Below are 24,863 nucleotides of genomic sequence, written 5' to 3'. Positions count from 1 at the left end.
GGCGGGCTACGGCGCCAGCGCCTCGTACAGGCTGAAGCCCGCCAGCGCCAGCATCAGGCAGGCGGCGACCTTGGTGATCAGCCGCAGCGGCACGTACTTCATGAGCGTGCGGCCGCCCAGGATGCCGATTCCGGCGACCGCCCACAGGGCCAGGACGGCGCCGAGGCCGACGGAGAGCGGGCTGTCGTAGCGGGCGGCGAGGTTCGCGGTCATGATCTGCGTCAGGTCGCCGAACTCCGCGACCAGGATCAGCATGAAGCCCGCCCCGGAGACCTTCCAGAAGGACTGGTCGGCCGGGGCCTTGATCTTCTCCTCGCCCTCGTCGCCCTTCTTCAGCAGCAACACCGCCGCCCCGCACAGGAACAACACGCCCACCAGCGCCTGCACCAGCCGGTGCGGCAGCAGGGTCAGCACACTGCCGGCGGCGACGGCCAGGGCGACGTGGACGGCGAAGGCCGCGGCGACACCCGCGAAGACGTAGGAGGCGCGGTAGCGCGTGCCCAGCATGAGCCCGGCGAGCGCGGTCTTGTCGGGAAGCTCGGCGAGGAAGACGACGCCGAAGGTGATCGCCGTGATGGTGAGGCTGAGCACGGATGGTTCCTCAATCGGTCGGGCACCGCCGCACCGAGAAGAGACGTGTCAGGGGTCGCTTCGGCACGGCGGCACCATGGGCATGTCGGGCATGTTTCATGGCACTGCTGTTGCCGAAGGTCTCGCTGGCGGGCCCCTGACGAGGCCGCCTCCGGGCGCCGGCCGGGCGCGTGGCCCAGCAGTATGTCGACGTTCCGGCGAAGAGCTACTCCCCTTCTGCTCCGTCCAGGGTACGGGATCCTCATCCCGGGGGCCGCTCGCGGAGCTCCTCCCGGTGCAGCTTCCCGCGCGCGATCAGCTCCAGCACCGCCGCCACCGCGACCGCCTGCACCGCCATCAGCCCCACCAGCACGAACAGCTGCACCGCCCCCGCCTCCAGCGGCGCCGCGCCGCCCAGCAGCATCCCCACGAAGGCGCCGGGCAGGGTGACGAGCCCCACCGTCCGCGTCTGGTCGAGCCCCGGCAGCAGGGCGTCCGCCGCCGCCTCCCGCGCGACCTCCAGCCGCGCGTCGCGCTCCAGCAGCCCCAGCGCGAGCCCCGCCTCCACCTCGCCGTGGCGCGTGGCCAGCTCGTCCAGGGCGCGGCGCCCGCCGAGCACGGTCGCGGTGAGCGCGCCGCCGATGAGGATGCCGGTGACCGGGATCAGCGCGATGCCCTTGACCGGTACGAGCCCGGTCAGCAGCAGGGCCGCGACGACCGGGACGACCCCGGCGGCGATCGGCACGGCCGCCCACCACCAGGTGCCGTTGGGCGTGACCCGGCGCCCGGCGGTGCGTACGGCGACGGCGTACATCAGCAGCAGGAAGGCGAGCAGCAGGGGCACGGCCCGGACGACCCAGCCGATGACGAAGGAGACGGCGGCGAGTTGCACCGCCGCCCGGACGCCCGCGGTGACGGTGTCGCGCGGCGGCCGGAGCCGGGCGACGGCCACGACGGTGGCGGCGACGGCGAGCAGGACGGCCAGAACAGCCGCGAACGTGGCGTTGACGGGCAGCAGCACACGTCAACCCTAAAGCCGGACAAGGCAGGTGCCGGGACGTCAGAAACCGGGCACACCTCTTGATGTGACGTGCACACGTCGCCACTCTGTAACCCGGCGCATCCCCCGGGGAAACCTGGCGCCACCACGATGACCGAGCGCCCGAACGGGCGAGCGGCCAACACCCCCACATCCCAAGGGAGTCACCCATGTCCGGTGTCATGTCCGGTGTCTACGCGCGTCGAATAGCCCGTCGAACCGCCCTGCTCACCGCCTCCGCCGCCCTCACCGCCACCGGCGTGCTGGCCACCGCCCCCACCGCCCAGGCCGCCCCGCCGACCCCGATCAGCGCGGCCACCGCCCGTACGTACCTGGGCCAGCTCACGGTCCGGGCGGAAGGTTCCTCCAGCGGCTACAGCCGCGACCTGTTCCCGCACTGGAGCACCCAGTCCGGCACCTGCAACACCCGCGAGGTCGTCCTCAAGCGCGACGGCGTCAACGTCGTCCAGGACTCCTCCTGCGCTGCGGTCAGCGGGAGTTGGTACTCGGAGTACGACGGCGCCACCTGGAAGGCCGCGTCCGACTTGGACATCGACCACGTCGTCGCCCTCGCCGAGGCCTGGCGCTCGGGCGCCAGCGGCTGGACGACCTCCCAGCGTCAGGCGTTCGCCAACGACCTCGCCCGTCCGCAGCTCATCGCCGTCACCGACGACGTCAACCAGGCCAAGAGCGACCTCGACCCGGCCGAGTGGCTGCCGCCCCGCACCGCGTACCGCTGCACGTACGCCCGGATGTGGGTGCACGTGAAGCACCACTGGAACCTCAGCGTGGACACGGCCGAGAAGAGCGCGCTGCAGTCGGTCCTCAACGGCTGCTGAACCGCGGGACCGCCGGACCGCCGACACCGGGCCTCCGTCGTTCCGTACCGTAGGGGGTACGGGGCGACGGAGGACGCCGGGCGAGGAGGCCGCACATGGCAGCCGGACTACGACTGGGGCCGGTACTGCGGTACGTCGACTGGAACGGCGGCGGCCGCGCCACCGTCTGGGTCGAGACGGACCGCCCCTGCACGGCCGAGGTCCGCTGCGCCGACGGCGCCGACGGCGAGACCCGCACCTTCCGGGTCGCCGGCCACCACTACGCGCTGGTCCAGGTCACCGGCCTGTCGCCCGGCACCACGACCCCGTACGAGGTGCTGCTGGACGGCCACCGGGTGTGGCCGCCGGCCGATGCGCGGTACCCGGCGAGCACCATCACCACGCCCGGCGCGGGCGGCACCGACCCGCTGCGGATCTGCTTCGGCTCGTGCCGCTGGTCCGCGCCGCCGGGCGACGGCAAGGACCCGGTGGGCCCGGACGCGCTGGACAAGCTCGCCGCCCGCCTGGCCGCCGACCCCACCGCCGAGCGCCCCGACGTGCTGCTCCTCATCGGCGACCAGGTGTACGCCGACGAGACGTCCGCCGCCACGCGCCGACGGCTGGGCGCCCGCCGCGACCTGCGCGAGCCGCCGGGGGAGCAGGTGGCGGACTACGAGGAGTACACCTACCTCTACGACGAGTCCTGGCAGGACTCGGGCGTGCGCTGGCTGCTGTCCACCGTGCCCAGTTGCATGATCTTCGACGACCACGACGTGGTTGACGATTGGAACACCAGCGCCGCCTGGGTCGCCGACATGCGCCGCACGGGGTGGTGGCGGGATCGGATCCTCAGCGGGCTGATGTCGTACTGGGTCTACCAGCACCTCGGCAACCTCTCCCCCGACGAACTGGACGCCGACCCGCTGTACGCGGCGGTGCGCGTGGCGCCCGACGGGACGGAGGTGCTGCGGCGGTTCGCGGCGGAGGCGGACGAGGACCCGGCGCGGGTGCGGTGGAGCTACCGGCGGGACTTCGGGCGGACGCGGCTGCTGATGGTGGACACCCGGGCGGGCCGGGTGCTCGACGAGCGGCGGCGGGCCATGCTCGACGAGGCGGAGGAGCGGTGGCTGCGCGACGAGGCGCTGGCCGACCGGGCCGCCTGCGACCACCTGCTGATCGGTACCTCGCTGCCGTGGCTGCTGCCGCCCCTGATGCACGACGCGGAGGGCTGGAACGCGGCGCTGTGCCGGGGTGAGCGGGGGGCGCGCTGGGCGCGGTTCTCGGAGGCCGTGCGCCGGAAGGCGGACCTGGAGCACTGGTCGGCGTTCCCGGAGTCGTTCGAGCGGCTGGCGCGGCTGCTGGCGGAGGCGGGCAGCGGGCCGGACGCCCCGGCGACGGTGTGCGTGCTGTCGGGCGACGTGCACCACGCATACGTCGCGGAGCCGGTGTGGCGCGAGGCGGCGCCGCGCTCCCGGGTGCTGCAACTGACCTGCTCGCCGGTGCACAACCGCATCCCGGGCTCGCTGCGCTGGGGGTTCCGCTTCGGCTGGAGCGGGGCGGGGCGGGTGCTCGGGCACGTGCTGCGGCGCCACGGGCGGGCACCGCGCCCGGTGGTCGACTGGCGCCGCACGGGCGGGCCGTGGTTCGGCAACCAGCTGATGACGCTGACGCTGCGCGGGCGCTCGGCGCGGCTGCGGTTGGAGCACGCGCGGGAGGGGGGCGGACTGGTGACCGTCCAGGAGGAAGCGGTGACGCGGGGCGCGTAAGGGTGCGCCGCCGCGCCTGTGAACGTCCGGTGAATGTCCCGTACAGGCATGCCGCGATCCCGCACACAGCGGACAGTGAAGCTCTCACCAAGGCTTCGGCGGGGGCGGCGGCACCGGCATGATGAGCGTTCCGCTTGCCGCACCCGCCTGCCTGGGGAGTCCGTGTCTTGTCCGTTCCGCCCGCACTCGCCCCTGCCATAGCCCTGGTCGGCGCCGGCCCCCGCGGTACGTCGGTGCTGGAGAGGCTCTGCGCCTCCGTGCCGGAGCTGGCCCCAGGAGCCCCGCTGACGGTCCACGTCGTCGACCCCGCCCCGCCGGGCGCCGGGCGCGTCTGGCGCACCGACCAGCCCGCCGAGCTGCTGATGAACACGGTCGCCTCCCAGGTCACCGTCTTCACCGACGACAGCGTGCGCTGCGAGGGCCCGATACGCCGGGGGCCGAGCCTCTACGAGTGGGCCGCCACCCGCTCGTACGGTCTCGGCCCCGACGACTACCCGACGCGCGCCTGCTACGGCGCCTACCTGGAGTGGGCGTTCACGCGCACGGTGCGCGAGGCGCCGCCGGAGGTGACCGTACGGGTGCACCGGGCCCGGGCCGTGCGCCTGACGGACGGCCCCGACGGGCCCGACGGGCCGCAGACCCTGGAGCTGGACGACGGCACGGCGCTGACCGGCCTCGCCGCGGTCGTCCTCGCGCAGGGTCACCTGCCGTCGGCCGCCGGCCGGACGGAGGCGGAGCTGGGCGCGTACGCGGAACGCCACGGCCTGCGCTACTTCCCGCCCGCCAACCCCGCGGACCTCGACCTCTCCGGCCTCGCGGCCGGGGAGCCGGTGCTGCTGCGCGGCCTCGGCCTCAACTTCTTCGACCACATGGCACTGCTGACGGAGGGCCGCGGCGGTACCTTCGAGCGGACGGGCTCGGGCTCCGGGCTGGTGTACCGCCCGTCGGGGCGCGAGCCGCGCCTGTACGCGGGGTCACGGCGCGGTGTGCCGTACCAGGCGCGCGGCGACAACGAGAAGGGCGCGTCGGAGCGGCACGAGCCGGTGCTGCTGACGCCGGACGTCATCGAGACGTTCCGCAAGCGGGCGGAGGCGGGCGATCCACCGGACTTCCTGGCCGAGGTCTGGCCGCTGGTGGCGCGCGAGGTGGAGACGGCGTACTACGAGAAGCTGCTGCCGGCCCGCTCGGGCACCACCGCCCTCGGGTTCCGCACCCGGTACCTGGCCGACCCGGAGGCGGCCCTGGACGCGTACGGCGTGGCCGCAGCCGACCGCTGGTGCTGGGACCGGCTCGCGCGCCCGTACGGCGACGAAACGTTCCGCTCGCCGGCCGAACACCGCGCCTGGCTGCTCGCGTACCTGCGCCGGGACGCCGCCCAGGCGGCGCTCGGCAATGTCACGGGCCCGCTGAAGGCGGCGCTGGACGTGCTGCGCGACATCCGCAACGAGCTGCGGCAGATCGTGGACCACGCGGGCCTGTCGGGCGCGTCGCGCCGCGACCACCTCGACCGCTGGTACACGCCGCTGAACGCCTTCCTGTCCATCGGCCCGCCGCGCCGCCGCATCGAGGAGATGGCGGCGCTCATCGAGGCGGGGGTGCTGGACGTGGTCGGCCCGCACCTGCGCGTCCGCACCGAGGCCGGCACCTTCGTCGCGGAGTCACCGGAGGTGCCCGGCTCGGCCGTGGCGGCGACCGCCCTGATCGAGGCACGGCTGCCCGAGCCGGACCTGCGCCGTACCGGCGACGCCCTCCTCGCGGACCTGCTGGCGACGGGCGCGTGCCGTACGCACGTGGTCGACGGGTACGACACCGGCGGCCTGGACGTCACGCCGCGCCCGTACCGCCTGATCGACCGACACGGGCGGGTGCACCCGCGGCGGTTCGCGGTGGGCGTGCCGACGGAGGGGGTGCACTGGGTCACGGCGGCGGGCGCCCGGCCGGGCGTCGACTCGGTGACCCTGTCGGACGCGGACGCGGTGGCGCGGGCGGCGCTGCAGGCCGCCGCGCGACCTGACACAGTCCGATTGTTGAAGTTGCAAGCAATGGTGAGGGCGACCTAACCTGGGGCCTCATCGGTACGTCCCCGCCGAACAGGAGCACCCCCATGTCCGCACCCGTGTCCCCGCCCCCGTCCACCCCCACGTCCAGGTCCAGGTCCACGTCCACGTCCAGGTCCACGTCCACGCTGACGGACCGCCTCGACCAGGCCCGCCCCTACGCCCTCGGCCTGTTCCGCGTCGTCGTCGGCCTGCTCTTCCTCTGCCACGGCGCCGCCTCGCTCTTCGGCGTCCTCGGCGGCGCGGTCGGCGGCGGCACCGTCCCGGCCGGCGCCTGGCCCGGCTGGTACGCGGCGGTGATCCAGCTCGTCGGCGGCGCCCTGGTGCTGGTCGGCCTGGGCACGCGGACGGCCGCCTTCCTCGCCTCGGGCTCGATGGCGTACGCGTACTTCGCGGTCCACCAGCCCATGGGCCTGTTCCCGCTGGAGAACGGCGGCGAGGCGTCGGCGCTCTTCTGCTGGGCGCTGCTGCTGCTGGTGTTCACGGGCCCGGGCGCGCTGGCCCTGGACGCGCTCTTCACCTCGCGCGGGTCCGCGGCCGTGGCGCAGGAGTTCGGCAGGACGGAGGCGCACGCGGGCGCGGACGAGCGCGACAAGAAGGGCGACCCGGTCGCCGTCTGACACCCCGCCGGGCGTACGCTCTGGGCCTGTGCAGCCGCCCTGCGGCGCGGGACCGGGGAGTGAAGTGCTCGAAAGCGTGGGGTCGCTGACCGCCGACCCATGGATCTACGCGGCCGTCGCCGTATCCGTCGTCCTCGACGTCTTCCTGCCGGTCCTGCCGAGCGGCGTCCTGGTCGTCACGGCCGCCACCGCCGCCGCCACCGGCACCGGTTCCCTGCTCACCCTGACGCTGTGCGCGGCGGCCGCCTCCCTCGCCGGCGACCTCGCGGCGTACGCCCTGGCCCGGCGCGGCGGCGCCCGCCTCGACCGGGCCATCGCCCGCTCGCGCCGCCTGACCACCGCGCAGGAACGTCTCGGCGCGGCGCTTGCCCGCGGTGGCGGCCTCCTCGTCGTCCTCGCGCGCTTCGCCCCGGCGGGCCGCTCGGTGGTCTCCCTGGGCGCGGGCGCGGCACGCCGCGAACCCGGCGAGTTCCTGCCGTGGTCGGCGCTGGCCGGCGTCGTCTGGGCGACGTACAGCGTGGGCCTCGGCTACCTCGGCGGCCAGTGGCTCGGCGCCACCTGGACGGCCGTGGCGGTCTCGGCCGTGGCGCTCGCCCTGGCCGGCAGCCTGGCGGCCTACGTCATGCGGCGCCCTGCTCCTGCTTCCTAGGGCTCCTGGAGCCGCGCACCTCGAGGTCGTCCAGCAGCGCGCGGGTCGCCTCGGCGACCTGCTCCACGGCCCGCTCGAACACCTCGCGGTTGTGCGCGGCGGGGACGTGGAAGCCGGAGACCTTGCGTACGTACTGGAGGGCGGCGGCGCGGATGTCCTCGCCGGTCGCCTCGTGGGAGAGCGCGGGCGGGCGGAGGGTCTTGATGCTGCGGCACATGCCTCCAGTCTGCCCCCGCGCCGCTTCAGCCGCCGCGCCGCTTCAGCCGCCGCGGCGTTCCCGCTCCCGCTGCTCCTCCCTGAAGCGCTCGGCCGGGTACGTGGCCCAGTCCGCGCGGTGCAGGTTGCACCGCGCGACCCCGACCATGGCCAGCCGCCTGCACGTGCCGCCGTCCTTGGTCGGCGCACCGCACGGGGACTGCGTACGAGCCATGACTCTCGCCTCCTGCTTCTCCGACGCCAAGGTCCCCCTCCTCCAGCGTGGAACCTCCCCCTCCGCTCCGGCAGGGCGCGCGCCCGATGCGGCCACGGCACGCTCCGTCGCGCACGCGGGCCGGGCGGTCGCGTGCGCGACGGCGGCGACGGGCGGCGCGCGGGCGGCTTAGGGTGGGCGGATGCGACGATCACGGTGTGACCGCCGGGAGCGCACCCCCGGAGCGAGGACCGGCGCCGAGTGAAGCCCGATCTGCCGCACCTCCCCTACGACCCGGAGGGGGACCGCACGCCTCTGCGCTGGGTTGTCGGCGTCCCCCTGGTGATCCTCGACGTCCTGATGGCGGGACTGTGCTTCGCGGCCTACCGCACCCAGCCCCAGGGGGTCTGGGACGACGGCGCCTACGCCGGCATCGACGCCGTCTGCCTCTTCGTCCTGTTCCTCGGCTTCTGGGCCGTCCTCCTCGCCCTGCTGCCCTCGCGGCGCCGCGTGCTGGGCCGGTGGTGGCTCGTACCGCCCCTCGTGCTGATGCTCCTGGTGGTGGTGCGGGCGGCCACGGTCTGATCGCGGCCGCCGCGGGGCTCCGCCCGTGCGGAGGAGACCGTGCGGACCTACGCTCGAAGGGGACCCACGTAACGGACCGACGTACTCCGCATCAGGGAGGCAAGCACCATGTCCAAGCGAGGAAACAAGCGCCGCGCCCGCAAGAACCGCAAGGCGAACCACGGCAAGCGCCCCAACTCCTGACCACGTCGGCGGCGTTGTCAGTGGCGCCTGCCACCATGGCCGCATGAGCCACGTGATCACCCGGAAGACCATCACTCTGAGCAGCACGCTCGCCTATCTGCGGGGCGGCGAGCCGACCGACCACCAGCGGCGCATGCTCGACGAGATGCGGCAGCACGCCGAGGCCACCCAGCGACGCCTGGACCACCAGGACATCGACTGGGGCCTCACCGTCCCGCAGGCCCTGGAGCACCTGGTCGCCGGACGGGCCGACGCGGAGGGCCCGTACGTGGGCAACGCCTACTACACCGCGCTGCTGTCCATCATCGAGTGCACCGGCTCCGACCCCATCGACGTGGGCGTCTATTCCAAGCCGTCCACGTTCTTCGGGCGCATGGACGACGAGCTCGCCCGCCTCGGAGTCCCCACCGAGCTGCTGCCGCACCGCATCCTCTACGCGGACCTGCCCGACGGGATCCCGTTCCCCATCCCGGGCCCCGTGGACGGCTACCCGGCCATCGGCCACCTCCCCCTGTCGAAGGCCAAGGCGGTCGCCGACGCGTACACGGCCGTACTGGACCGCATGGACGACGCCTTCACGTACGACGCCAAGCGCCTCATCGAGATATTCGAGACCGAGCACGAGGAGTGGCAGAGCGCCCTGAGGTACGGCCACACCATGGACACCCTGCTGTTCTGGATCAGCGGCTGAACCCACGCTGCCGACGCCTGCTACTGTGCCGCCGAGTGCAGACCGGTCAGAGAACCCTCGAGGTCCGCGGTCAAGGGGGGCGGGCACAAAGGTCCCCGGAAGCCATCTCGGGACTGTGTCGCAGGCCGCAATCCCGCCCCCCTCAGCTCAGCCCACGGTTCACGGGCCGCGGTTCGCAGTTCACGGCAACGGCAACGGCAACGGCAACGGCCCAGGGGCCACAACTCACAGGTCACAGCTCATGTGACGGTGGCGGACATGACGACACGCAAGACGGACAGGACCCGAGAACCCCGGCTCCCCGACATCCGGCTGCCTCCGCTGCGGCCGTACGCGGACGGCGCGCTCGCGGTGGACGAGGCGTACGACGAGCTGGAGTTCACCGACGTCGACCTGCACGGGCAGAACGGGCGGGGCGCCCGCTTCACGGAGTGCGCCCTGATCCGGTGCTCACTGGACGAGACCTCCCTGCGGCGGGCGCGGTTCGCCGACTGCCTCCTGACGAGCGTCCGCGGGATCGGTGTCGACCTCGCCGAGGCGTCGCTCCGGGATGTGGAGCTGGCCGACGTGCGGTTCGGCGGGCTCCAGTTGCACGGCGCGACACTGGAGCGGGTCGTCGTACGCGGCGGCAAGATCGACTACCTGAACCTGCGGCAGGCCCGGCTGAAGGACGTGGTCTTCGACGGCTGCGTACTGGTCGATCCCGACTTCGCGGGGGCGCGACTGGAGCGGGTGGCCTTCCGCGACTGCGCACTGCGGCAGGCCGACTTCAGCGGCGCCCTCATGGCGGACGTGGACCTGCGGGCGGCCGGAGACCTGGACATCGCGCGCGGCGTCGACCGCCTCTCCGGCGCGGTGATCAGCCCGTCCCAACTGCTCGACCTCGCGCCGGCGTTCGCGGCACAGCTGGGCGTACGGGTGGAGGCGATGCCGGTCGACGGCGCGCGGTGAGCGCGTCAGTCGATACCGACGGTGAACGTGGAGGTGCTGCCGTCCGCGGCCGTCAGGGTGACCGGTCCGAACGTGATGATCAGGACGGAGTTGCTCCCAGGGGCCCGGTAGTAGCCGGTCGCCCCGGTGATCCGGACGGCGACGGCCACGAGGGCGGAGGCGGTCGACTCGTCCGCGTCGATCTCCGGCTGGGCGAGTCCCCCGTGGCCGTGGGTCTCGGCCCAGTCCCGGAACGTCCGGCGTCGCGGCTCATGCCGGGAAGGATGCTTTCGCTCGCCCAGGCCCACAGCCAGGAGCGTGACGACGGGCTGAAACTGCCGAGGATCTGGGCGGGAGCCGTCGCGGTCCGGTCGGGGAAGGTCCAGGTGATGAGGCCGGTCTCCTGGTCCAGGCCCCACCGGTCGGCCGACCCCAGCCCCCAGGACATGTGTGCGCGAGCCGACTGCTCGATCATGTCCTCGCCCTGCAGCAGCAGCTCGCTCAGGTCGGCGGCTTGAGGCGCGGCCTGACCCTGTGCCGCGCTCTCCCGCTTGCCGACCCGCTTGAACATACCCATGCCGTGGTCTGCCAGTGAGCAGGGACGACGGCGCCCGCCGGGAGGGTCAGTCGAAGAGGGCGACGAGCCCGTTGACCCAGATCGCGAGGAAGGCGAGGACCGCCACCAGGCAGCCTGCCCCGGCCAGGACGCCGGAGACGGACCACCCGCCGTCGCCCTTCTCCGCCTCGGACACCTCCTCGTCGAACGGCACCGCGTCCCAGTCGACGTCGCGCCCCACGGCCTCGGAACAGGCTGCTCGTACCGCCGCCAGCTGCTCCCGCGCGAAGGCGGAGGGGGCGAGGGACTCAGGGCCGCGCCAGGCGAGTGCGCGCATGCGCCACAAAGCCGTGCGGTAGCGCGCCTCGAAAGCGGCGGTCTCGGCCTCGTCCCGGTCCTCCTCGAGGTACATCCAGCGGCCGGCTTCCGCGGCGTCGCCGTAGAGCCGGTACACCTCGGCCAGGCGCCGGCGCAGCGCCAGGTCGTTCGGGAAGGACGACACCAGTCCGCGCAGGCGCTGGCGCGCGACGGGCACACGGCCGACGGCCAGGTCGGCCTCGACCCGGGCGAGGGTGTCTCTCAGGGGCATGAACGTATGATCGGCTACCGCGGCGGCCGCCGTCGAACCGGTTTCAGCGGCAGAGCCCCATGATGAGGTCGTCGAAGTCGGGGAACTCCGACGCGGCCTGCTCGATCACGGCAGCCGCCGGCGCCCGGTGGTTCGGTGCCCAACGCTCCGCGACGGCCGTCAGTTCGCGATGGGGGCGGGGACCCCGGTCGGACGCGTACGGGGTGGCCGCCTCCCAAGGGCCGAAGCCGTCGGCCAACAGCCACAAGAAGGCGCCCAGATCGCGTGCGACGACGCCGGTCTCCCCTTCGGAGCCGAGGAAGACGACGGGCTGCTCGACCAGCGGCCGGCCGGGCCGGACCAGCCACACCGCCGCGTACCCGCCGGAGCCGTCCTGCCCGAACACGCGGAAGTGGTCGCCGTCCACCTCGCCGTTGCCGGTCCACGCCCGAAACCAGTCGGTTGTCTCCTCGGCGCAGAGGAAGGCTTCGAAGGGCTCGAAGTCGACGCCGTCACCGTCGGCGTAGTCGAACCCGACCGCCAGCGCGGCGGCGAGCGCGGAGGGGAACTGCCGGTCTGCGCACGCTGTCACGCCGAACAGACTAGCGAGGGGCCCGCGACGCCAGCCGGACCACCTCGTGGGCGAAGCGCTCAGCGAGTCGGACGGCGTGGGTGGCGCTCTCCCGCTGGGCCGTCACGGAGAAGGTGTGGGTGCCGGCGTACGAGGTGAAGGCGGCCAGGACGCCCATCCGGGGCGGGAGGCAGGAGACCACGTGCAGCGCGCCGACCCGCCGGCCGGTCAGACGCAGCGGCGCCTCGCTGAGCCGGAAGTTGGAGCAGGAGACGGTGGCCATCCGGGGGTTCGCCATCAGCCACTCGCCGACGGTGTCCAGCGCCCGCGGCCCGAGACGCGAGCCCAGCGCCGTCACCAAGGACAGCCCTCCCCTCGCCCGCCCGCGCGCCTTGTTCACGGCCATGGCGCGGTGCACCGCGCGCAGACGGCCGACGGGGTCGTCCACCTCCAGGGGGAGCCGCAGCCGCACCGACGACACCACATTGCCCAGCCGGTGCTCCAGCCCCAAGTGCGGCCGCAGGTCGACCGGCACCGCCGCGTACGCCCTCACCGGCGGCCACGCCCCGGGCCGGCGGGCCGGCACCGCGCGCAGAGCCCCCGTGAAGGCGGCCAGCACGACGTCGTTCACGGTCACCGTCGCCTCGCCCGCGGCGCGCCGCGCCCGCTGCACCACGTCGTCGTCGACCGTGGACCAGGCCGCAGACCGGCCCGTCCCTGTGGGGCGGCGCGTGACGGACGCGGGGACGACGACCCCGCGCAGGCACGCGACCTCCTCCCGGAGGCGCCGTGCGAACCGCGGACCGCACTCGGTCTCCCGGGCGGCGGCGACCTGTTCACCGGTGAGTCCACCGGCGTCGTCGCACAGCAGACGCATCACCGTGCCCACCGACGAGCCGTCCAGCAGGGCGTGGTGGACGAGGAACACGAGCGTCTGCCGACCCTCCTGCCACGGCAGCAGGCGCACCTCCCACAGCAACCCCCCGGGCCGCTCGGGCAGAGCCCGCTCCAGCAACGAGGACACCACCCCCGGCAGGGACCCACCCGGCGGAACCCGCAGCGCGGACACCGGCGGCGACTCCTCCCCGCGCCCCGCCGCGCACCACCGATACGTCCCGTCGTCGGCGGCGCTCCACCACAACCGCCCGACGTTCCTCCACCGCCGCGCCACCAACTCCGCGACCTCCGGCACGGACAGGGGCGCCCCCTCCACGGAGAGAACGGCGGCAAGGGTCCACGGCATGCCATGCCGCCGCTGAAGACCGGCCAGCATCGCGTCCACCGGCGACATCGCCACGAACATGCCCGCTCCACCCGATCCGCCCCGCCCGAAACGGCAACACCCGAGACCAGCCGTCCCGCAGAGACACCGTCGACTCCGGGGGAGCCACTCTAGGGCCGAGCCTCGTCGCCTACGCCTGCTCCATGGCGCAGGGAGTCGTCCGCATTGAGTGGGGCTCTGCAGAACTGCGCCGAGAGGACTGGTACCTCATCTTCCCGGCCGTGAGCGGCATCGCCGTCGCTGCCGGACAGAGATGCGAAGACCCCCAGCCATGATCGGCTGGGGGTCTCTGTGCACTGGTGGGCGCGGACGGTTTCGAACCGCCGACATCTGCTTTGTAAGAGCAGCGCTCTACCCCTGAGCTACGCACCCGTGGAGTGAGGCAACAGCGTACATCGCTCCCTGGTGTGTCCTGCAAACCCGTGGCAAACCCGTGGCCTGAGGCGTGGCCGGCCACAGTGACGTGCGGGGGTTGTCCCTACCCCGGGAAGGGTGGGTCCCCGGATCGCGGTCGGGCGCGCGGTTACGTAGCGTAAAGGGGACACAGCAGCTCTACCTGGGGGTTCATCGTGACCGGACGCCGTACGCGTCGCCGTATTCGTACTTTTGCCGCCGTCGGCGGGGCCGCGCTCGTCGCGGTGGGGGTCACCGGGTGCGGTGAGGCCGATGTGGCGGGCGCGCCGGTCGAGAGGAAGGTGTTCGCGTTCGAGGGGGAGGTGCTGACCATCGACTCGGAGAACTCCGAGCTGGTGCTGGTGTCGGCCGATGTGAAGGACGTGGAGGTCAGCCGGCAGATCGACGGGTGGGTCGTCGCGGGCGAGGGGCCCACGCCGACTTGGCGGCTGGAGGGCGGGAAGCTCACGCTGCGCGTGAAGTGCGACGCCGTGATCAGCGACTGTCAGTCGCGGCACGAGGTGAAGGTGCCACGCGGGGTCGCCGTCACCGTGCAGGGGGACAACGGGAGCGTGAGCGCCGACGGGTTCCGTACGGCGCTGAAGGTGCAGGCCGACAATGGCCGGGTCGTCGTGAGGGACGCCACGGGGCCGCTGGAGCTGCAGAGCGACAACGGCGAGATCGTCGTGGAGCGGGCCGTGTCGAAGAGCGTGATCGCGCGGGCGGACAACGGCGTGATGCGGCTCGCGTTCGGGGCGGCGCCTCAGCGGGTGGAGACCACCAGTGACAACGGCGAGATCACGGTGGAGCTGCCCCGCGGGAAGACCGCGTACGCCGTCGAGACGCGCAGTGACCACGGCGAGGTGAAGGTCGACGTGCCCCGCGACGGGAGCAGCCCTCACATAGTCAAGGCACGGAGCGACAACGGGCACATCACCGTGCGAACGGCGGACTCGCCGCGCTGACCGGGCGGATCCGGTGCACCGACGGAGCGAACTGAACGGCCCGTGTGTTCGTCCTTACCTGGTGGGAGAATGACCGGGCAGGGGCGGACACGGCACGGGAGCGGGATGTGACGGCGACACACGCGCGGCGGTACGCGACGGACGTCCTCGCGCTGGTGCTGCTGCCTGTGCCGCTCCTGATCGCCGCCGCGCCGGCCGCCTTCGCGGGCGGCGGCACCCGGCGCTGGTTCGGCGGGCGGGGCGACAGCCGGAGGGCCGAGGCGCAGGCGGCCAAGGATGCCGCGGCCGCGGCGTTCTACGAGCTGGACAGTGCGCAGCGGGACCTGCGGATCTCCATCGAGACGATCACCGCGGTCGACGGGTCGCCGCCCGCGCGGCGGGCCGTGGACGACTTCGCGGAGCTCGGACGGCGCATCGACGAGGTGAGCCACGCGTACATCACGGCGGTGGACGCGTACGACCTGGACCGGGACGACCTCGACGGCTCCACCGCCGCCAGGGCGCGGGGCGAGCTGGACCGCGCCAAGGACGAGCTCGTGCGGGTCAAGGGCGAGCTGGACCGGTTCGAGCAGGGGCTGCGGCCCTTGCTCGACCAGGCGGAGACGCAATTGTCGCGGCTGGCGCCGGCGGTGGAGCGCGCGCGGGCGGCGCTGCTGTCCGCGAGCACCGCTCTCGACGCGGTGCGCGGCTCCGGCATGCGCGCGGACGATCTCGCGGCGCGGCTCGCCTCCCTCGCGCCCGAGCTGACCAAGCTCAACGAGGGCGCGGGCCGGCACGGTGTCGCCGAGACGCTGCAGCGCGCCGACCGGGTCGTACGCGACGCCGAGGCGGTACGCGGGGAGGCCGAGCGGCTGCCGGAGCGTGCCGCCGAGATGGCCAAGCGGCTCGTCTCCCTCCGCACCCGCGCGCAGGCGCTCGGCAACCGCGCCGCCTCCGTGGAGCCGGTCCTCAGTGAGCTCCGCCGCCGGTTCACCCTCGCCTGCTGGCAGGACCTCCAGCCCGTCCCCGAGCAGGCGGCGCGCGGCGTCCGTCAGGCGGAGGAGAAGCTGGAGGAGGCGGCCAAGGCTCACGCCGAGCAGCGCTGGGCGGACGCCACCGCGCTCCTCGGCACGGTGCGGGCGGTGCTGAACAGCACCGACGAAGCCGTATCGGCCGCCGGTGAGCGGCTGCGGCGGCTCGACGCCGTGGCGGGGGATCCTCAGCAGGAGATCGAGCGCACCCGCTTCGCCATCCGCGACGCCCAGCGCCTCGCCATGGCCGGCCGCAACACCCCCGATCCCCGTCACGCGCGCCCCCTGGACGACTCGGTCGCCCGACTGGAGCGGGCCGTCGCCGGGCTGGAGGCGGGCCCCCACCCCGACTACTGGCACTTCCTGAAGGAGACCGAGGCCGTGCGGGCGACCGTGGCGCACGTGGTGGAACTGATCAGGGAGGAGCGCGCTGGGGGCGGCGGGACTCCGGGCGCCGGCAGGCGAGGGGTCTGAGCCGGACGGGCTCCGCACGGGCGTACGCCTCGTTAACCTGGGTCCATGCCTCGTTACGAATACCGCTGCCGCAGCTGCGGCGACACCTTCGAGCTGAGCCGGCCCATGGCCGAGTCCTCCGCTCCCGCCGCCTGCCCCGCCGGGCACGACGACACCGTCAAGCTGCTGTCGACCGTCGCCGTCGGCGGCGTCGCCTCGAAGGGGGCCGCGCCCGCACCGGCCGCCGGCGGTGGCGGTGGCGGTGGGTGCTGCGGCGGCGGGTGCTGCGGCTAGCCGGAGGCCGCGGCCTCCCGGAGGTTTCGGCGGAGGCGGCGGGGAAGGCTTCAGGGTCCCTTCAGCCACCGGTCCCTAGCGTGGCTCCATGGAACGCTGGATCAACAGCCTCATGGACACGCTGGGCGCGCCAGGCGCCGGAGTGGCCATCGCCCTGGAGAACCTCTTCCCGCCGATCCCGAGCGAGGTGATCCTCCCGCTGGCGGGCTTCGCCTCCGCCACCGGCCGGATGAGCCTGACCGCCGCGCTGCTGTGGACCCTCGCCGGCTCGGTGATCGGCGCGCTCGCGCTCTACGGTGCCGGGGCGGCGCTCGGCCGGGACCGTATGGTCTCCCTCGCCGTGCGGCTGCCGCTGGTGAAGGCCGCCGACATCGAGCGGACGGAGGCATGGTTCGCCCGGCACGGCACCAAGGCGGTGTTCTTCGGGCGGATGATCCCGGTCTTCCGTTCCCTCATCTCCGTTCCCGCCGGGATCGAGCGGATGCCCCTCCCCCTCTTCCTCGTGCTGACGACGGCCGGCAGCGCGATCTGGAACACCGCCTTCGTGCTCGCCGGTTACGCCCTCGGCGACAACTGGGCCGACGTCACCCGCTACGTCTCCCTCTACTCCACCGCCGTGCTGGTGACGGCAGCGGGCGCGGTCGTCGTCTTCGTGGCCGTACGGCTGCTCAGGCCGGGTACGGGAGCGCGGCGGAGCGGATGAAGCGGCGCAGGATCTCCTCGCCCGCGACGACGCCCTTCTCCTCCAGCACGTCGACGTGGTCCGCGCTCCAGCCCGTGTCGGCGAGCTCCCCGTGGCCCGGCCGCCAGGCCCGGTCGGCGGCGAGCAGCAGGTCCGCGTCGAGGAGGGAGTCCCCCGCCGCCAGGACGCGGGACGCGCCGGTGCGTCGGGCCACTTCCCGCATGGCCGCGCTCTTGGTGAGCGGCTTCGGCACGGCGTACACCTTCCGGCCCTGGAGGGACACGGTCCAGCCGCGCTCCTCCGCCCACTCGGCGAGCTCCTTCACCCAGCCCGCCGGCAGCAGGGCGCGCTCGACGACGAGGTAGGCGAAGAGCTCCTCGGCGACCCGCTCCTTGAGCAGCCAGGCGGGGTCGGCGGCGGCCAGCAGGTGGGCACGGACCTCCTCCAGCGTGGCGCACTCGTCGGCGAGGCGGCCGGCGACCGTGCGCTGCCAGCCGGCGTCGGTGACGCCGTCGACGAGGAGGTGCCCGCCGTTCGCGCAGATCGCGTACTCCGGCGCCGGGCCGGGGAGTTTGATGCGGTGGTACTGCTCGCGCGTGCGGGTGGTGGTCGGTACGAAGACGGCGTGGCGCGGCAGGTCGGCGAGGAGCGTGGCGGCGGCCTCGGTCACGTACGACAGCGGCTTGTGCTGGTAGACCTCGACGCAGAGCAGGCGCGGCGCGTCGGCGTCCGGCATGGTCAGGCCGAGGGCGGCGGGCGAGTAGATGAGGGTGCGGTCGAGGTCGCTGGCGACCATCGTCACGGCGGTCATCGGCTAGAGACCGCCTTGCCGTCGGCGCCGGTGGCGCCCCGCGTGTACTGGGGGTGGATGAGGCCGACGCACGTGTACGGCAGGCCGTCGACCTCCTCGACCGGTACGCCGCGCTGGTGGGCGAGGAGGCGTACGTGGTCGAGGTCGGCGCCCGCGCCGCGCTGGGCGAGGATCTTCCAGGGGACGCGGCGCAGCAGGACGCGCGTGGTCTCGCCGACACCCGGCTTGACGAGGTTGACGTCGTGGATGCCGTACGCCTCGCTGATCCGCTCGACTGCCGCCCAGCCCTCCCAGGTCGGGGTCCGGTCGGTGGCGAGGAGCTCCTTGACGTCGGCGTCGACGGCGTCGGTCACCTCCTCGAAGCGGGCGGTGACGGTGTCGAGGAAGTCGCGGGAGACGTCCGCCGCGGCGAGCTCGCGGTAGTACTTGGCGCCGTGGTAGTCGGCCGGGCCGACCAGGTCGGCGCGAAGCACGGTGCGCGATATCAGCCCGGAGACGGTGGAGTTGAGGCAGGCGGAGGGGATCAGGAAGTCCTCGCGGGTGCCATAGGTGCGCACGCAGGAGCCGGGGTCGGCGAGGACCGCGATCTCCGGGTCGAAGCCGGGGAAGTCGCTCAGCGCCTCGGCCAGTTCGCGGGTGATGGCGCCCTTGCCGGTCCAGCCGTCGACGAAGACGACGTCGGCGGGGTTGTGGTGGGCGGCGAGCCAGCGCAGCGCGTTGGCGTCGATGCCGCGGCCGCGCACGATGGAGACGGCGTAGTGGGGCAGGTCCAGGCCGTGGCGGTGGCGCGCCCAGCGGCGCATGAGGACCCCGACGGGCGTGCCGGCGCGCGCGAGCGAGACCAGCACCGGCCGCGGCGACCGCTCCGCGAGGACGGTCTCGGTGACGGTGCCGACGGCGCGGGCGATGCGCACAGCGGACGCGGTGAGCGCGGCCCGGTACAGCTCCTGGTACTGCGGCGTCGGCTGGTACTCGACGGGCAGCGACTCGGCGTAGTGCGCGCCGCCGCGCTGGATCGCCTCCTCCCGCTCCTCGGTGGGCGCCTCCAGCTCGACGTCGGAGAGGTCCTGGAGGAGCCAGCCGACCTCGTCCGGGGCGTAGGAGGAGAAGGCGGGGCCGCGGAGGGGCTCGGGCAGCATGAGGTCCGTTTCGGATTCGGATGCGGAGTTGGATGGGGAGTCGGATGCGGGGTCGGGTTCGGGTTCCGGGACGTACGACGGTACGACGGCGAGCACGACGCGCGGTATGTGGGCGGCGAGTTGGGCCAGCAGCCCGTCCGGGGCGTGCAGGGCGGGCGTGTCGGCGGCGGAGTCGACGACGGCGACGACGGCGTCGAAGCCGGCGCCCGCGACGTTGTAGACGTACCGGTCGCCGGGCCCGTCGGCAGGGTCGTCGTGGGCGGGGAAGACGAGCCGGGTGCGTATGGCGTAGCCGGGGTCGTCGACGGCGAGGACGGGCGAGCGGGTGGTGGTGGAGTAGCGCACCTCGGGGGCTCCGGCGCGCCGCTCCAGGGCGACGGCGAGCGCGAGGGGCGCGTACATGAGCTCCTCGGAGCCGAGGACGAGCACGCGGGGTGGAGTATCGGGGCCCGCGGGGATGGAGGCCGGCGCCGGCAGGTCCAGCGCTTCCGCGAGGCGTTCCGCCATGGCCGGGAGCGCGGCGTCGAGGCGGGCGCGGTGGTCCGGCGTGAAGCCGTGGCGGCCGCCGTCGGGCACTCCGGCGGGCCAGCCGAGTTCCACGCGGCGCACCGCGCCGGGGCTCGCGGCACCGGGCGTACCGACCGGCGACGCGGGCGGCGGGTACGCGGCGACCAGCGCCTGGCCCCGTTCCAGTACGCCCTCCGGCAGGCGTACGGTGCCCGAGGCCAGCGCGACCAGGTCCACCCGGGCGCCGATCTCGGCGGCGAAGGCGGACAGCCGGGCGCGGTCGTCGGGGGCGCGCATGTCGACCAGGGCCACGATCACGTAGCGGTCGCGCGGGTGGCTCTCGTGGAGGGCCCGCACCGTGTTGAGCACGGTGTTCCCGGTGGAGAACTCGTCGTCGACCAGTATCAGCGGCCCGCCGCCCGCCAGCAGCTCCGGGTCCTCGGGCAGCAGGAGGTGCGAGGTGGCGTGCGAGTGGGACTCCTCGAAGCCGCCTGCGCGCGGGACCCCCGGCACCGGGCGGCGCGTGGAGTGCAGGTACGGCGCGACACCCAGCCCGTCCGCGACGGAGTGGCCGAGGCCGGTCGCGGTCTCCGCGTAACCGAGGACGACGGCGCGCCGGGCCTCGGCGGGGCCGAGGAGTTCACGGACACGGACGCCGAGGTCGTAACCGGAACGCCACACCACCGTCGGGCTCTGCGGTACGTGCTTGCCGAGCACGTTCGAGACGAGCAGGTGCGCTCGCTTGGGGTTGCGGCGCAGGGCCAGGCCCAGCAGCTCGCGCAGCGCGGGGTCTCCGTCCAGTTCGACGCCCAGCCGCTCGGCCACCCATGTGCCCGACCACACCACGTCGTCGTTCCCCCTCACGGCCCTCACAGGCCCAGTCCGGCGGTGAGCAGCTCCACGAAGCCGACGTCCTCCCTGGCGACGCCGAACACCTCGGCGCGCTGGAGGGTCCGCTCGGCCCAGGCGCGGTGCGGCTTCACCTCGTTCATCTTGTTCGTGTACGCGGAGCGCAGCACTCCGCCGCCGCCCCGCTCCGGCCGCAGGATGTCCTGCGCGTCGCTGAACTCCTCGTGGCTGACGACGGACAGCGCGTGCACCGGCATCACATGCGACGGGTGGATGCAGGTCTTGCCGAGCAGGCCGTTGGCCCGGTCCAGTTCGATCTCGCGCAGCAGCCCGTCGAGGTCGTGCTCGATCAGCGCGGTGCGCAGCTCGTCGGCGCGCTGCTCCATGAAGGGGCTGCGGCGCAACTGTGGCTTGAACATGCGCTCGCCGAGCCGGAAGTACTCCCACACCGGCCCGGTGATGGTGAAGCCGGTGCCGTCGGAACGGCCGAGCACGTTCACCACGTCGCCGATCACGCCCGCGACGATCTGCACGTCGTACGCGGTCATGTCGGGCGAGCGGCGCAGCCCGTACGCGGAGCAGAAGTCGGTCACGCCGAGCCGCAGTGCCAGCACCCGGTCGCGGTACTTGTCGACGATCCGGCCGATGCCGGTCAGCGTCTCGGCGCGGGTCTCCAGGTGGAGCAGCTCGGGCGATTCGAGGACGGGCATGGCGAAGAGCCGCCGCCCACTGGCGGACTCGGCGTCCGTGAGCGCCTCCAGGAACGCCGCGCCACGCTCCTCCGTGAACTTCGGTAGTACGAATCCGGACAACAGTCGGCCGGCCTCGCCGAGCCGCCGTACGAGGTCGGATATCTGCGCGGGCTCGCGGACCCGGACGAAGAGCAGGGGTGTTTCCGCGCCACGCGCGTGCAGGTCGGTGAGCTGCCGGACGAGGTTCTCCTCAGCCCCTTCCACCTCACCGTCATCAATGGAATCCTCCAGGCACAGCACCATCGATACGACCCCGCGCCCCACCTGTTTCAGTACATCGCCGGCGAGGTGCGGACGCGTGGCAGGGCTGTAGAGGGTGGCCCCGAGGGCCGCCGCCAGGAGTTTCGCCGGCGAGTCCGCGGTGAACTCGCACGGCTGCCGGTGGAAGAGTCCGGCCCGGGCAGCGGACGGGATGTGCCCGAAATGACGCATATAACTCCCCGAACTGCCCTGAGGGCCGTGATGACATGTGGCCGGTAATAGTACGTAGAGACGGGTGTCGTGGGTTCCCCGCCGTCATGAACTTCAGGTAACTCGTCTGCTTATCGCCCCCGTATGCGTCCGCACTCCCCCGCCCCCCGCGTTGTCCGGCCCGTGGGACGCCAGGCAGGATGGCGGGCATGACGCACGCCATGCTGAAGGGCTCGAACGTCCCGCTCGACGCCGCGGCCGTACGGGCCGTACTGTGCTGGACCCCCGGTCCCGGGGTCCCCGACGTGGACGCCTCCGCCCTGCTGCTCGGCACCGACGGGCGGGTGCGTTCGGACGAGGACTTCGTCTTCTACAACCAGCCGCGCCATCCGTCGGGCCTGGTCAGACGGTTGTCGAAGAAGCGCGTGGCGGAGGGTCTGACCGACACGGTGGAGGCCGATCTGTCGGCGCTGGACGCGTCGGTGGACCAGGTGGTCCTGGCGGCGTCGTCGGACGGGGACACCTTCGACCGCGTACGGGATCTGCGGATCCTGCTGTACGACGCGGGCGCGGGCGCGGCCGGGGAGCCGCTGGCCGTCTTCGAGGTGAAGCCGGAGACGGGCGAGGAGACCGCGATCATCTGCGGTGAGCTGTACCGGCGCGGGGATGGCTGGAAGTTCCGGGCGGTGGGGCAGGGATATCCGACAGGCCTGATCGGCCTCGCGACGGCCTTCGGGATCTCGGTGGACGAGGAGGAGTCGGGGGGTGCGGAGCCGGCGGCGCCGGGCGAGCAGCCGGAGCCCCGGGCGACGACGCCGGAAGCGGCGGCGGCATCCGCGGCGGCACCCACCCAGGTGCAGACACCCGCGCCCTCGTCGGCGCCCAGCGCGCCTCCGGTGCCGAACGCGCCCCCGGCTCCCACCTCGCCTCCGGCGTACGGCTATCCGCAGCCCGGCTCGGCGCAGCCCGCCTACGGCTACCCCCAGCCGTCTTCGGCCCCGGCCGCGGCTCCGGCCCCGGATCCGGCGTACGGGTATCCGCAGCCCGGCTCGGCGCCCGCGCCTCAGCCCGCGTACGGCTATCCGCAGCCGGCCGCCGCCGCGGCCCCCGCGCCGGACCCGGCCTTCCGGCTGCCGCCGATGGGGCCGCAGTTCGTACGGACATGACGTGCGTGACGTGACGTGACGTGCGTGACCTGCGTGGCGTGTGTGACCTGGCGGTGATGTGCGCGGCGCGCGGCCTCAGACCTTGCCCGCCTTGAAGCCGCGCCCCCACTGCAGACCCCACCCGTACAGCCGGTCCAGTTCGGCCTGGAAGCCGTAAACGAACCGCACCTCTCGCCGTACCGTCAACTCACCCTTGACGTTCTCCAGCAGGAACACCGCGCAGGAGCGGGCCTGCGGGGCCCGCTCGTCGAGCTCTATCTCGATGCGCGGGCCGTTGCTCGGGTAGAGCGTCATCGTGGCGTGCGTACGGTCGAACGCCGGCGTCTGGTCGTAGATGTAGACGAAGAACAGCAGCCGCTTGATCGCGTCGCGGTGGTCCAGGTTGACGAAGATCGTCTCGCCGGACGGCGCACCGAACCGGTCGTCGCCGCTGAGCTTCACGTACGGCGGTGAGTTGAGGTCACCGAAGAAACCGCCCAGCGGCTGGACCACGCCCTTGCTGCCGTCGGCCATCTCCCACAGGCAGCCGATGTCGAGGTCCACATTGGCCACGCCCTGGGTGTGAGCCTGGACCACCTCGGGTTTGAAGAGCTTGGAGGGGTTGCGCAGCAGCCGGCCGCTCTGCTTGGAGCGGCCCTCGATGTCGGAGGTGCGCATCCGCCAGGAGAGGTTGACGCGCAGGTTGCCCGTGGCGGCGCCCTGCTTGGTGAGCGAGACGGACGGACGCCGCTTGGTGAGGTCGATGGAGTTCGTCGCGGCGCTGCCGGAGTCGAACTGCGCCGCGTTGTTCCGCCACAGGTTGTCCCAGAAAGCCATGCCCCGCCCCTCGTCGCTTCTCCTGACGTACGCCGCGGGGCGGCCGGGAGCACCCGGCCGCCCCGCTCAGAGCGTTCCTCGTTGCCGAGGTCGTCACACTCCGGACGGGACCTCGGCCTTCTTGTCGTCCGGTCCCGCTCCTCCTTCGGCCGCCAGCCGCTTGTTGCGGCGGACGGAGGAGAGGAAGGAGGCGGCGATCAGGAACACACCGATGGTGCCGGTGATGAGCTCGCTGATCTCGTGCTGGATCGTGATGAGCAGGATCACGGCGAGGGCGCCGATGGCGTAGTGCGCGCCGTGCTCCAGGTAGACGTAGTCGTCCAGCGTGCCCTGGCGGACCAGGTAGACGGTGAGCGACCGGACGTACATGGCGCCGATGCCGAGGCCGAGCGCCATCCAGAAGATCTGGTTGGTGATGGCGAAGGCGCCGATGACACCGTCGAAGGAGAACGACGCGTCCAGCACCTCGAGGTACAGGAACAGGAAGAAGGCGGCCTTGCCGGCCAGGCCGACCGCCGAGACCGGCTTGCCCTGCTGCTTGGCCTTCTCCTCCTGCTCGTGCTCGCGCTCCTCCTCTTCCTCCAGCTTGTTCTCGAAGTAACCCGACAGGCCGCCGACCACCAGGTACGTGATCAGGCCGGCGACGCCGGAGAGGAGCACCGTGGCCGACTTGTCGACGTGTCCGGCGCTGGTGTGTGCCTGGGTGGCGAAGGTGATGGCGCTGACCAGAAGCGCGATCAGCGCGATGCAGACCGACAGCATGTCGACCTTGCCGAGCTTGGCGAGCGGGCGCTCCAACCAGCCGAGCCACTTGATGTCGCGGTCCTCGAAGATGAAGTCGAGGAAGATCATCAGCAGGAACATGCCACCGAAGGAGGCGATCGCGGCGTGCGCGTCGGTGACGAGGTTCTTGTACTGCTCGGGCTGCTGCAGGGCCAGCTCGACCGCTTCGATCGGACCGACCTTGGCGCTGATGGCGACGATGACGACGGGGAAGACCAGCCGCATGCCGAAGACCGCGATCAGGATGCCGATCGTCAGGAAGATCTTCTGCCAGAAGGCGTTCATCTTCTTGAGGATTCCGGCGTTGACGACCGCATTGTCGAAGGACAGCGAGATCTCGAGGATCGACAGGATCAGTACGACCCCGAACGCCTCCCACCCCCACTGCCAGGCGGCGAATGCGAGGCCGAGCGCCGTGACGGCGAACGACCAGCCGAAGGTTTTCAGAACCACTGGCTACCCCATCGTGTTTTAAGTACGGGTACGGGACTCCCCCGCGCCGTGCGCGCCGGGTTTTGAGCCGACCCGGAGCAGTGCT

Annotated in this window: 25 protein-coding genes, 1 tRNA gene and 1 pseudogene; 13 read left to right on the top strand and 14 right to left on the bottom strand. The window is 72.9% G+C overall.

The window, feature by feature from the left end:
• Positions 1-6 precede the first annotated feature (6 nt).
• Positions 7-591 (bottom strand): TMEM165/GDT1 family protein, encoded by a 585-nt coding sequence (locus AB0A69_RS01480; protein WP_355354629.1) that lies wholly within the window; start codon positions 589-591, stop codon positions 7-9.
• Between the two features lie 241 nt (positions 592-832).
• Positions 833-1,591 (bottom strand): ABC transporter permease, encoded by a 759-nt coding sequence (locus tag AB0A69_RS01475; protein ID WP_361414082.1) that lies wholly within the window; start codon positions 1,589-1,591, stop codon positions 833-835.
• A 200-nt stretch (positions 1,592-1,791) separates the two neighbouring features.
• Here AB0A69_RS01475 and AB0A69_RS01470 point away from each other — a divergent pair, with 200 nt between their 5' ends.
• From AB0A69_RS01470 to AB0A69_RS01450, 5 genes are all read left to right on the top strand, one after another.
• A complete protein-coding gene (locus tag AB0A69_RS01470) occupies positions 1,792-2,448 on the top strand; it encodes an HNH endonuclease family protein (protein ID WP_361415142.1) in 657 nt (218 codons plus the stop codon).
• A 95-nt stretch (positions 2,449-2,543) separates the two neighbouring features.
• A complete protein-coding gene (locus AB0A69_RS01465; protein WP_361414079.1) occupies positions 2,544-4,193 on the top strand; it encodes an alkaline phosphatase D family protein in 1,650 nt (549 codons plus the stop codon).
• Between the two features lie 167 nt (positions 4,194-4,360).
• A complete protein-coding gene (locus AB0A69_RS01460) occupies positions 4,361-6,253 on the top strand; it encodes an FAD/NAD(P)-binding protein (protein WP_361414076.1) in 1,893 nt (630 codons plus the stop codon).
• Positions 6,254-6,378: 125 nt separating this feature from the next.
• Positions 6,379-6,870 carry a DoxX family protein gene (locus AB0A69_RS01455; protein WP_361415140.1) on the top strand — a complete coding sequence of 164 codons (492 nt, stop codon included), beginning with the start codon at positions 6,379-6,381 and terminating at the stop codon, positions 6,868-6,870.
• Between the two features lie 64 nt (positions 6,871-6,934).
• Complete coding sequence (locus AB0A69_RS01450) at positions 6,935-7,519, top strand: VTT domain-containing protein (protein ID WP_361414073.1); 585 nt, start codon at positions 6,935-6,937, stop codon at positions 7,517-7,519.
• Here AB0A69_RS01450 and AB0A69_RS01445 read toward each other — a convergent pair.
• Together AB0A69_RS01445 and AB0A69_RS01440 are read right to left on the bottom strand one after the other, a co-directional pair.
• Positions 7,491-7,736: a DUF2277 domain-containing protein gene (locus AB0A69_RS01445; RefSeq protein ID WP_361414070.1), complete on the bottom strand. Its 246-nt coding sequence runs from the start codon at positions 7,734-7,736 to the stop codon at positions 7,491-7,493. The two genes, AB0A69_RS01450 and AB0A69_RS01445, sit on opposite strands and share 29 nt — an antisense overlap.
• 42 nt (positions 7,737-7,778) lie before the next feature.
• On the bottom strand, positions 7,779-7,949 hold the full coding sequence (locus AB0A69_RS01440) for a hypothetical protein (protein ID WP_361414067.1): 171 nt from the start codon (positions 7,947-7,949) through the stop codon (positions 7,779-7,781).
• A gap of 240 nt (positions 7,950-8,189) precedes the next feature.
• On the opposite strand from AB0A69_RS01440, the gene AB0A69_RS01435 reads away from it, so the two are divergent.
• The 3 genes from AB0A69_RS01435 to AB0A69_RS01425 all read left to right on the top strand — a co-directional run bounded on the left by AB0A69_RS01435 (position 8,190) and on the right by AB0A69_RS01425 (position 10,338).
• A complete protein-coding gene (locus AB0A69_RS01435; RefSeq protein ID WP_361414064.1) occupies positions 8,190-8,513 on the top strand; it encodes a hypothetical protein in 324 nt (107 codons plus the stop codon).
• A 226-nt stretch (positions 8,514-8,739) separates the two neighbouring features.
• Positions 8,740-9,387 (top strand): hypothetical protein, encoded by a 648-nt coding sequence (locus AB0A69_RS01430; protein WP_361414061.1) that lies wholly within the window; start codon positions 8,740-8,742, stop codon positions 9,385-9,387.
• Positions 9,388-9,645: 258 nt separating this feature from the next.
• A complete protein-coding gene (locus AB0A69_RS01425) occupies positions 9,646-10,338 on the top strand; it encodes a pentapeptide repeat-containing protein (protein WP_361414058.1) in 693 nt (230 codons plus the stop codon).
• Positions 10,339-10,343: 5 nt separating this feature from the next.
• On the opposite strand, the pseudogene AB0A69_RS01420 reads toward AB0A69_RS01425, so the two are convergent.
• From AB0A69_RS01420 to AB0A69_RS01400, 5 genes and pseudogenes are all read right to left on the bottom strand, one after another.
• Positions 10,344-10,765, bottom strand: a pseudogene (locus tag AB0A69_RS01420) (DUF6882 domain-containing protein).
• Positions 10,766-10,940: 175 nt separating this feature from the next.
• Positions 10,941-11,462, bottom strand: coding sequence for a DUF6584 family protein (locus AB0A69_RS01415; RefSeq protein ID WP_361414055.1), 522 nt, complete (start codon positions 11,460-11,462; stop codon positions 10,941-10,943).
• 43 nt (positions 11,463-11,505) lie between these two features.
• Positions 11,506-12,033 (bottom strand): SMI1/KNR4 family protein, encoded by a 528-nt coding sequence (locus tag AB0A69_RS01410; RefSeq protein WP_361414052.1) that lies wholly within the window; start codon positions 12,031-12,033, stop codon positions 11,506-11,508.
• 10 nt (positions 12,034-12,043) lie between these two features.
• Positions 12,044-13,315, bottom strand: coding sequence for a WS/DGAT domain-containing protein (locus AB0A69_RS01405; RefSeq protein WP_361414049.1), 1,272 nt, complete (start codon positions 13,313-13,315; stop codon positions 12,044-12,046).
• 276 nt (positions 13,316-13,591) lie between these two features.
• Positions 13,592-13,666 (bottom strand) — tRNA-Val (locus tag AB0A69_RS01400).
• Positions 13,667-13,863: 197 nt separating this feature from the next.
• On the opposite strand from AB0A69_RS01400, the gene AB0A69_RS01395 reads away from it, so the two are divergent.
• The 4 genes from AB0A69_RS01395 (at position 13,864) to AB0A69_RS01380 (ending at position 17,112) form a co-directional block, all read left to right on the top strand.
• Entirely contained in the window at positions 13,864-14,652 is a 789-nt protein-coding gene (locus AB0A69_RS01395; RefSeq protein ID WP_361414046.1) for a DUF4097 family beta strand repeat-containing protein, read from the top strand.
• A gap of 107 nt (positions 14,653-14,759) precedes the next feature.
• Positions 14,760-16,136: a hypothetical protein gene (locus AB0A69_RS01390; protein WP_361414043.1), complete on the top strand. Its 1,377-nt coding sequence runs from the start codon at positions 14,760-14,762 to the stop codon at positions 16,134-16,136.
• 45 nt (positions 16,137-16,181) lie between these two features.
• Positions 16,182-16,409 carry a zinc ribbon domain-containing protein gene (locus AB0A69_RS01385; protein WP_361414040.1) on the top strand — a complete coding sequence of 76 codons (228 nt, stop codon included), beginning with the start codon at positions 16,182-16,184 and terminating at the stop codon, positions 16,407-16,409.
• 88 nt (positions 16,410-16,497) lie between these two features.
• On the top strand, positions 16,498-17,112 hold the full coding sequence (locus AB0A69_RS01380; protein WP_361414037.1) for a DedA family protein: 615 nt from the start codon (positions 16,498-16,500) through the stop codon (positions 17,110-17,112).
• Here AB0A69_RS01380 and AB0A69_RS01375 read toward each other — a convergent pair.
• The 3 genes from AB0A69_RS01375 to AB0A69_RS01365 are packed head-to-tail and all read right to left on the bottom strand — an operon-like array spanning position 17,078 to position 21,581.
• Positions 17,078-17,902, bottom strand: a complete 825-nt coding sequence (locus AB0A69_RS01375; RefSeq protein WP_361414034.1) for an HAD family hydrolase — start codon at positions 17,900-17,902, stop codon at positions 17,078-17,080. The two genes, AB0A69_RS01380 and AB0A69_RS01375, sit on opposite strands and share 35 nt — an antisense overlap.
• Entirely contained in the window at positions 17,899-20,391 is a 2,493-nt protein-coding gene (locus AB0A69_RS01370; protein WP_361415138.1) for a phosphoribosyltransferase, read from the bottom strand. Before AB0A69_RS01370 ends, AB0A69_RS01375 begins: the two co-directional genes overlap by 4 nt.
• Positions 20,392-20,417: 26 nt before the next feature.
• Positions 20,418-21,581: an HpcH/HpaI aldolase/citrate lyase family protein gene (locus tag AB0A69_RS01365; RefSeq protein ID WP_361414031.1), complete on the bottom strand. Its 1,164-nt coding sequence runs from the start codon at positions 21,579-21,581 to the stop codon at positions 20,418-20,420.
• Positions 21,582-21,760: 179 nt separating this feature from the next.
• Here AB0A69_RS01365 and AB0A69_RS01360 point away from each other — a divergent pair, with 179 nt between their 5' ends.
• A complete protein-coding gene (locus AB0A69_RS01360) occupies positions 21,761-22,726 on the top strand; it encodes a TerD family protein (protein ID WP_361414028.1) in 966 nt (321 codons plus the stop codon).
• A 75-nt stretch (positions 22,727-22,801) separates the two neighbouring features.
• Here the strand turns inward: AB0A69_RS01360 and AB0A69_RS01355 are convergent, their stop codons facing one another.
• Together AB0A69_RS01355 and AB0A69_RS01350 are read right to left on the bottom strand one after the other, a co-directional pair.
• Positions 22,802-23,542: a Tellurium resistance gene (locus AB0A69_RS01355; protein WP_361414025.1), complete on the bottom strand. Its 741-nt coding sequence runs from the start codon at positions 23,540-23,542 to the stop codon at positions 22,802-22,804.
• 93 nt (positions 23,543-23,635) lie between these two features.
• Positions 23,636-24,778, bottom strand: a complete 1,143-nt coding sequence (locus AB0A69_RS01350) for a DUF475 domain-containing protein (RefSeq protein ID WP_361414022.1) — start codon at positions 24,776-24,778, stop codon at positions 23,636-23,638.
• Positions 24,779-24,863: the final 85 nt, after the last annotated feature.

The organism is Streptomyces sp. NPDC045431 (assembly GCF_040646655.1).
Lineage (GTDB): Bacteria > Actinomycetota > Actinomycetes > Streptomycetales > Streptomycetaceae > Streptomyces.
Note: the sequence above shows the minus strand (reverse complement) of the source record. Positions and strands in the feature narration are given on the sequence as shown.

What these genes read in the sequence shown, in the direction of transcription:
- AB0A69_RS01470 (WP_361415142.1), top strand. Translation starts at nt 1,792, where the DNA reads ATGTCCGGTGTCTACGCGCGTCGAATAGCCCGTCGAACCGCCCTGCTC.
- AB0A69_RS01465 (WP_361414079.1), top strand. Translation starts at nt 2,544, where the DNA reads ATGGCAGCCGGACTACGACTGGGGCCGGTACTGCGGTACGTCGACTGG.
- AB0A69_RS01445 (WP_361414070.1), bottom strand. Translation starts at nt 7,736, where the DNA reads ATGTGCCGCAGCATCAAGACCCTCCGCCCGCCCGCGCTCTCCCACGAG.
- AB0A69_RS01440 (WP_361414067.1), bottom strand. Translation starts at nt 7,949, where the DNA reads ATGGCTCGTACGCAGTCCCCGTGCGGTGCGCCGACCAAGGACGGCGGC.
- AB0A69_RS01430 (WP_361414061.1), top strand. Translation starts at nt 8,740, where the DNA reads ATGAGCCACGTGATCACCCGGAAGACCATCACTCTGAGCAGCACGCTC.
- AB0A69_RS01425 (WP_361414058.1), top strand. Translation starts at nt 9,646, where the DNA reads ATGACGACACGCAAGACGGACAGGACCCGAGAACCCCGGCTCCCCGAC.
- AB0A69_RS01415 (WP_361414055.1), bottom strand. Translation starts at nt 11,462, where the DNA reads ATGCCCCTGAGAGACACCCTCGCCCGGGTCGAGGCCGACCTGGCCGTC.
- AB0A69_RS01405 (WP_361414049.1), bottom strand. Translation starts at nt 13,315, where the DNA reads ATGTTCGTGGCGATGTCGCCGGTGGACGCGATGCTGGCCGGTCTTCAG.
- AB0A69_RS01385 (WP_361414040.1), top strand. Translation starts at nt 16,182, where the DNA reads ATGCCTCGTTACGAATACCGCTGCCGCAGCTGCGGCGACACCTTCGAG.
- AB0A69_RS01380 (WP_361414037.1), top strand. Translation starts at nt 16,498, where the DNA reads ATGGAACGCTGGATCAACAGCCTCATGGACACGCTGGGCGCGCCAGGC.
- AB0A69_RS01375 (WP_361414034.1), bottom strand. Translation starts at nt 17,902, where the DNA reads ATGACCGCCGTGACGATGGTCGCCAGCGACCTCGACCGCACCCTCATC.
- AB0A69_RS01365 (WP_361414031.1), bottom strand. Translation starts at nt 21,581, where the DNA reads ATGCGTCATTTCGGGCACATCCCGTCCGCTGCCCGGGCCGGACTCTTC.
- AB0A69_RS01360 (WP_361414028.1), top strand. Translation starts at nt 21,761, where the DNA reads ATGGCGGGCATGACGCACGCCATGCTGAAGGGCTCGAACGTCCCGCTC.
- AB0A69_RS01355 (WP_361414025.1), bottom strand. Translation starts at nt 23,542, where the DNA reads ATGGCTTTCTGGGACAACCTGTGGCGGAACAACGCGGCGCAGTTCGAC.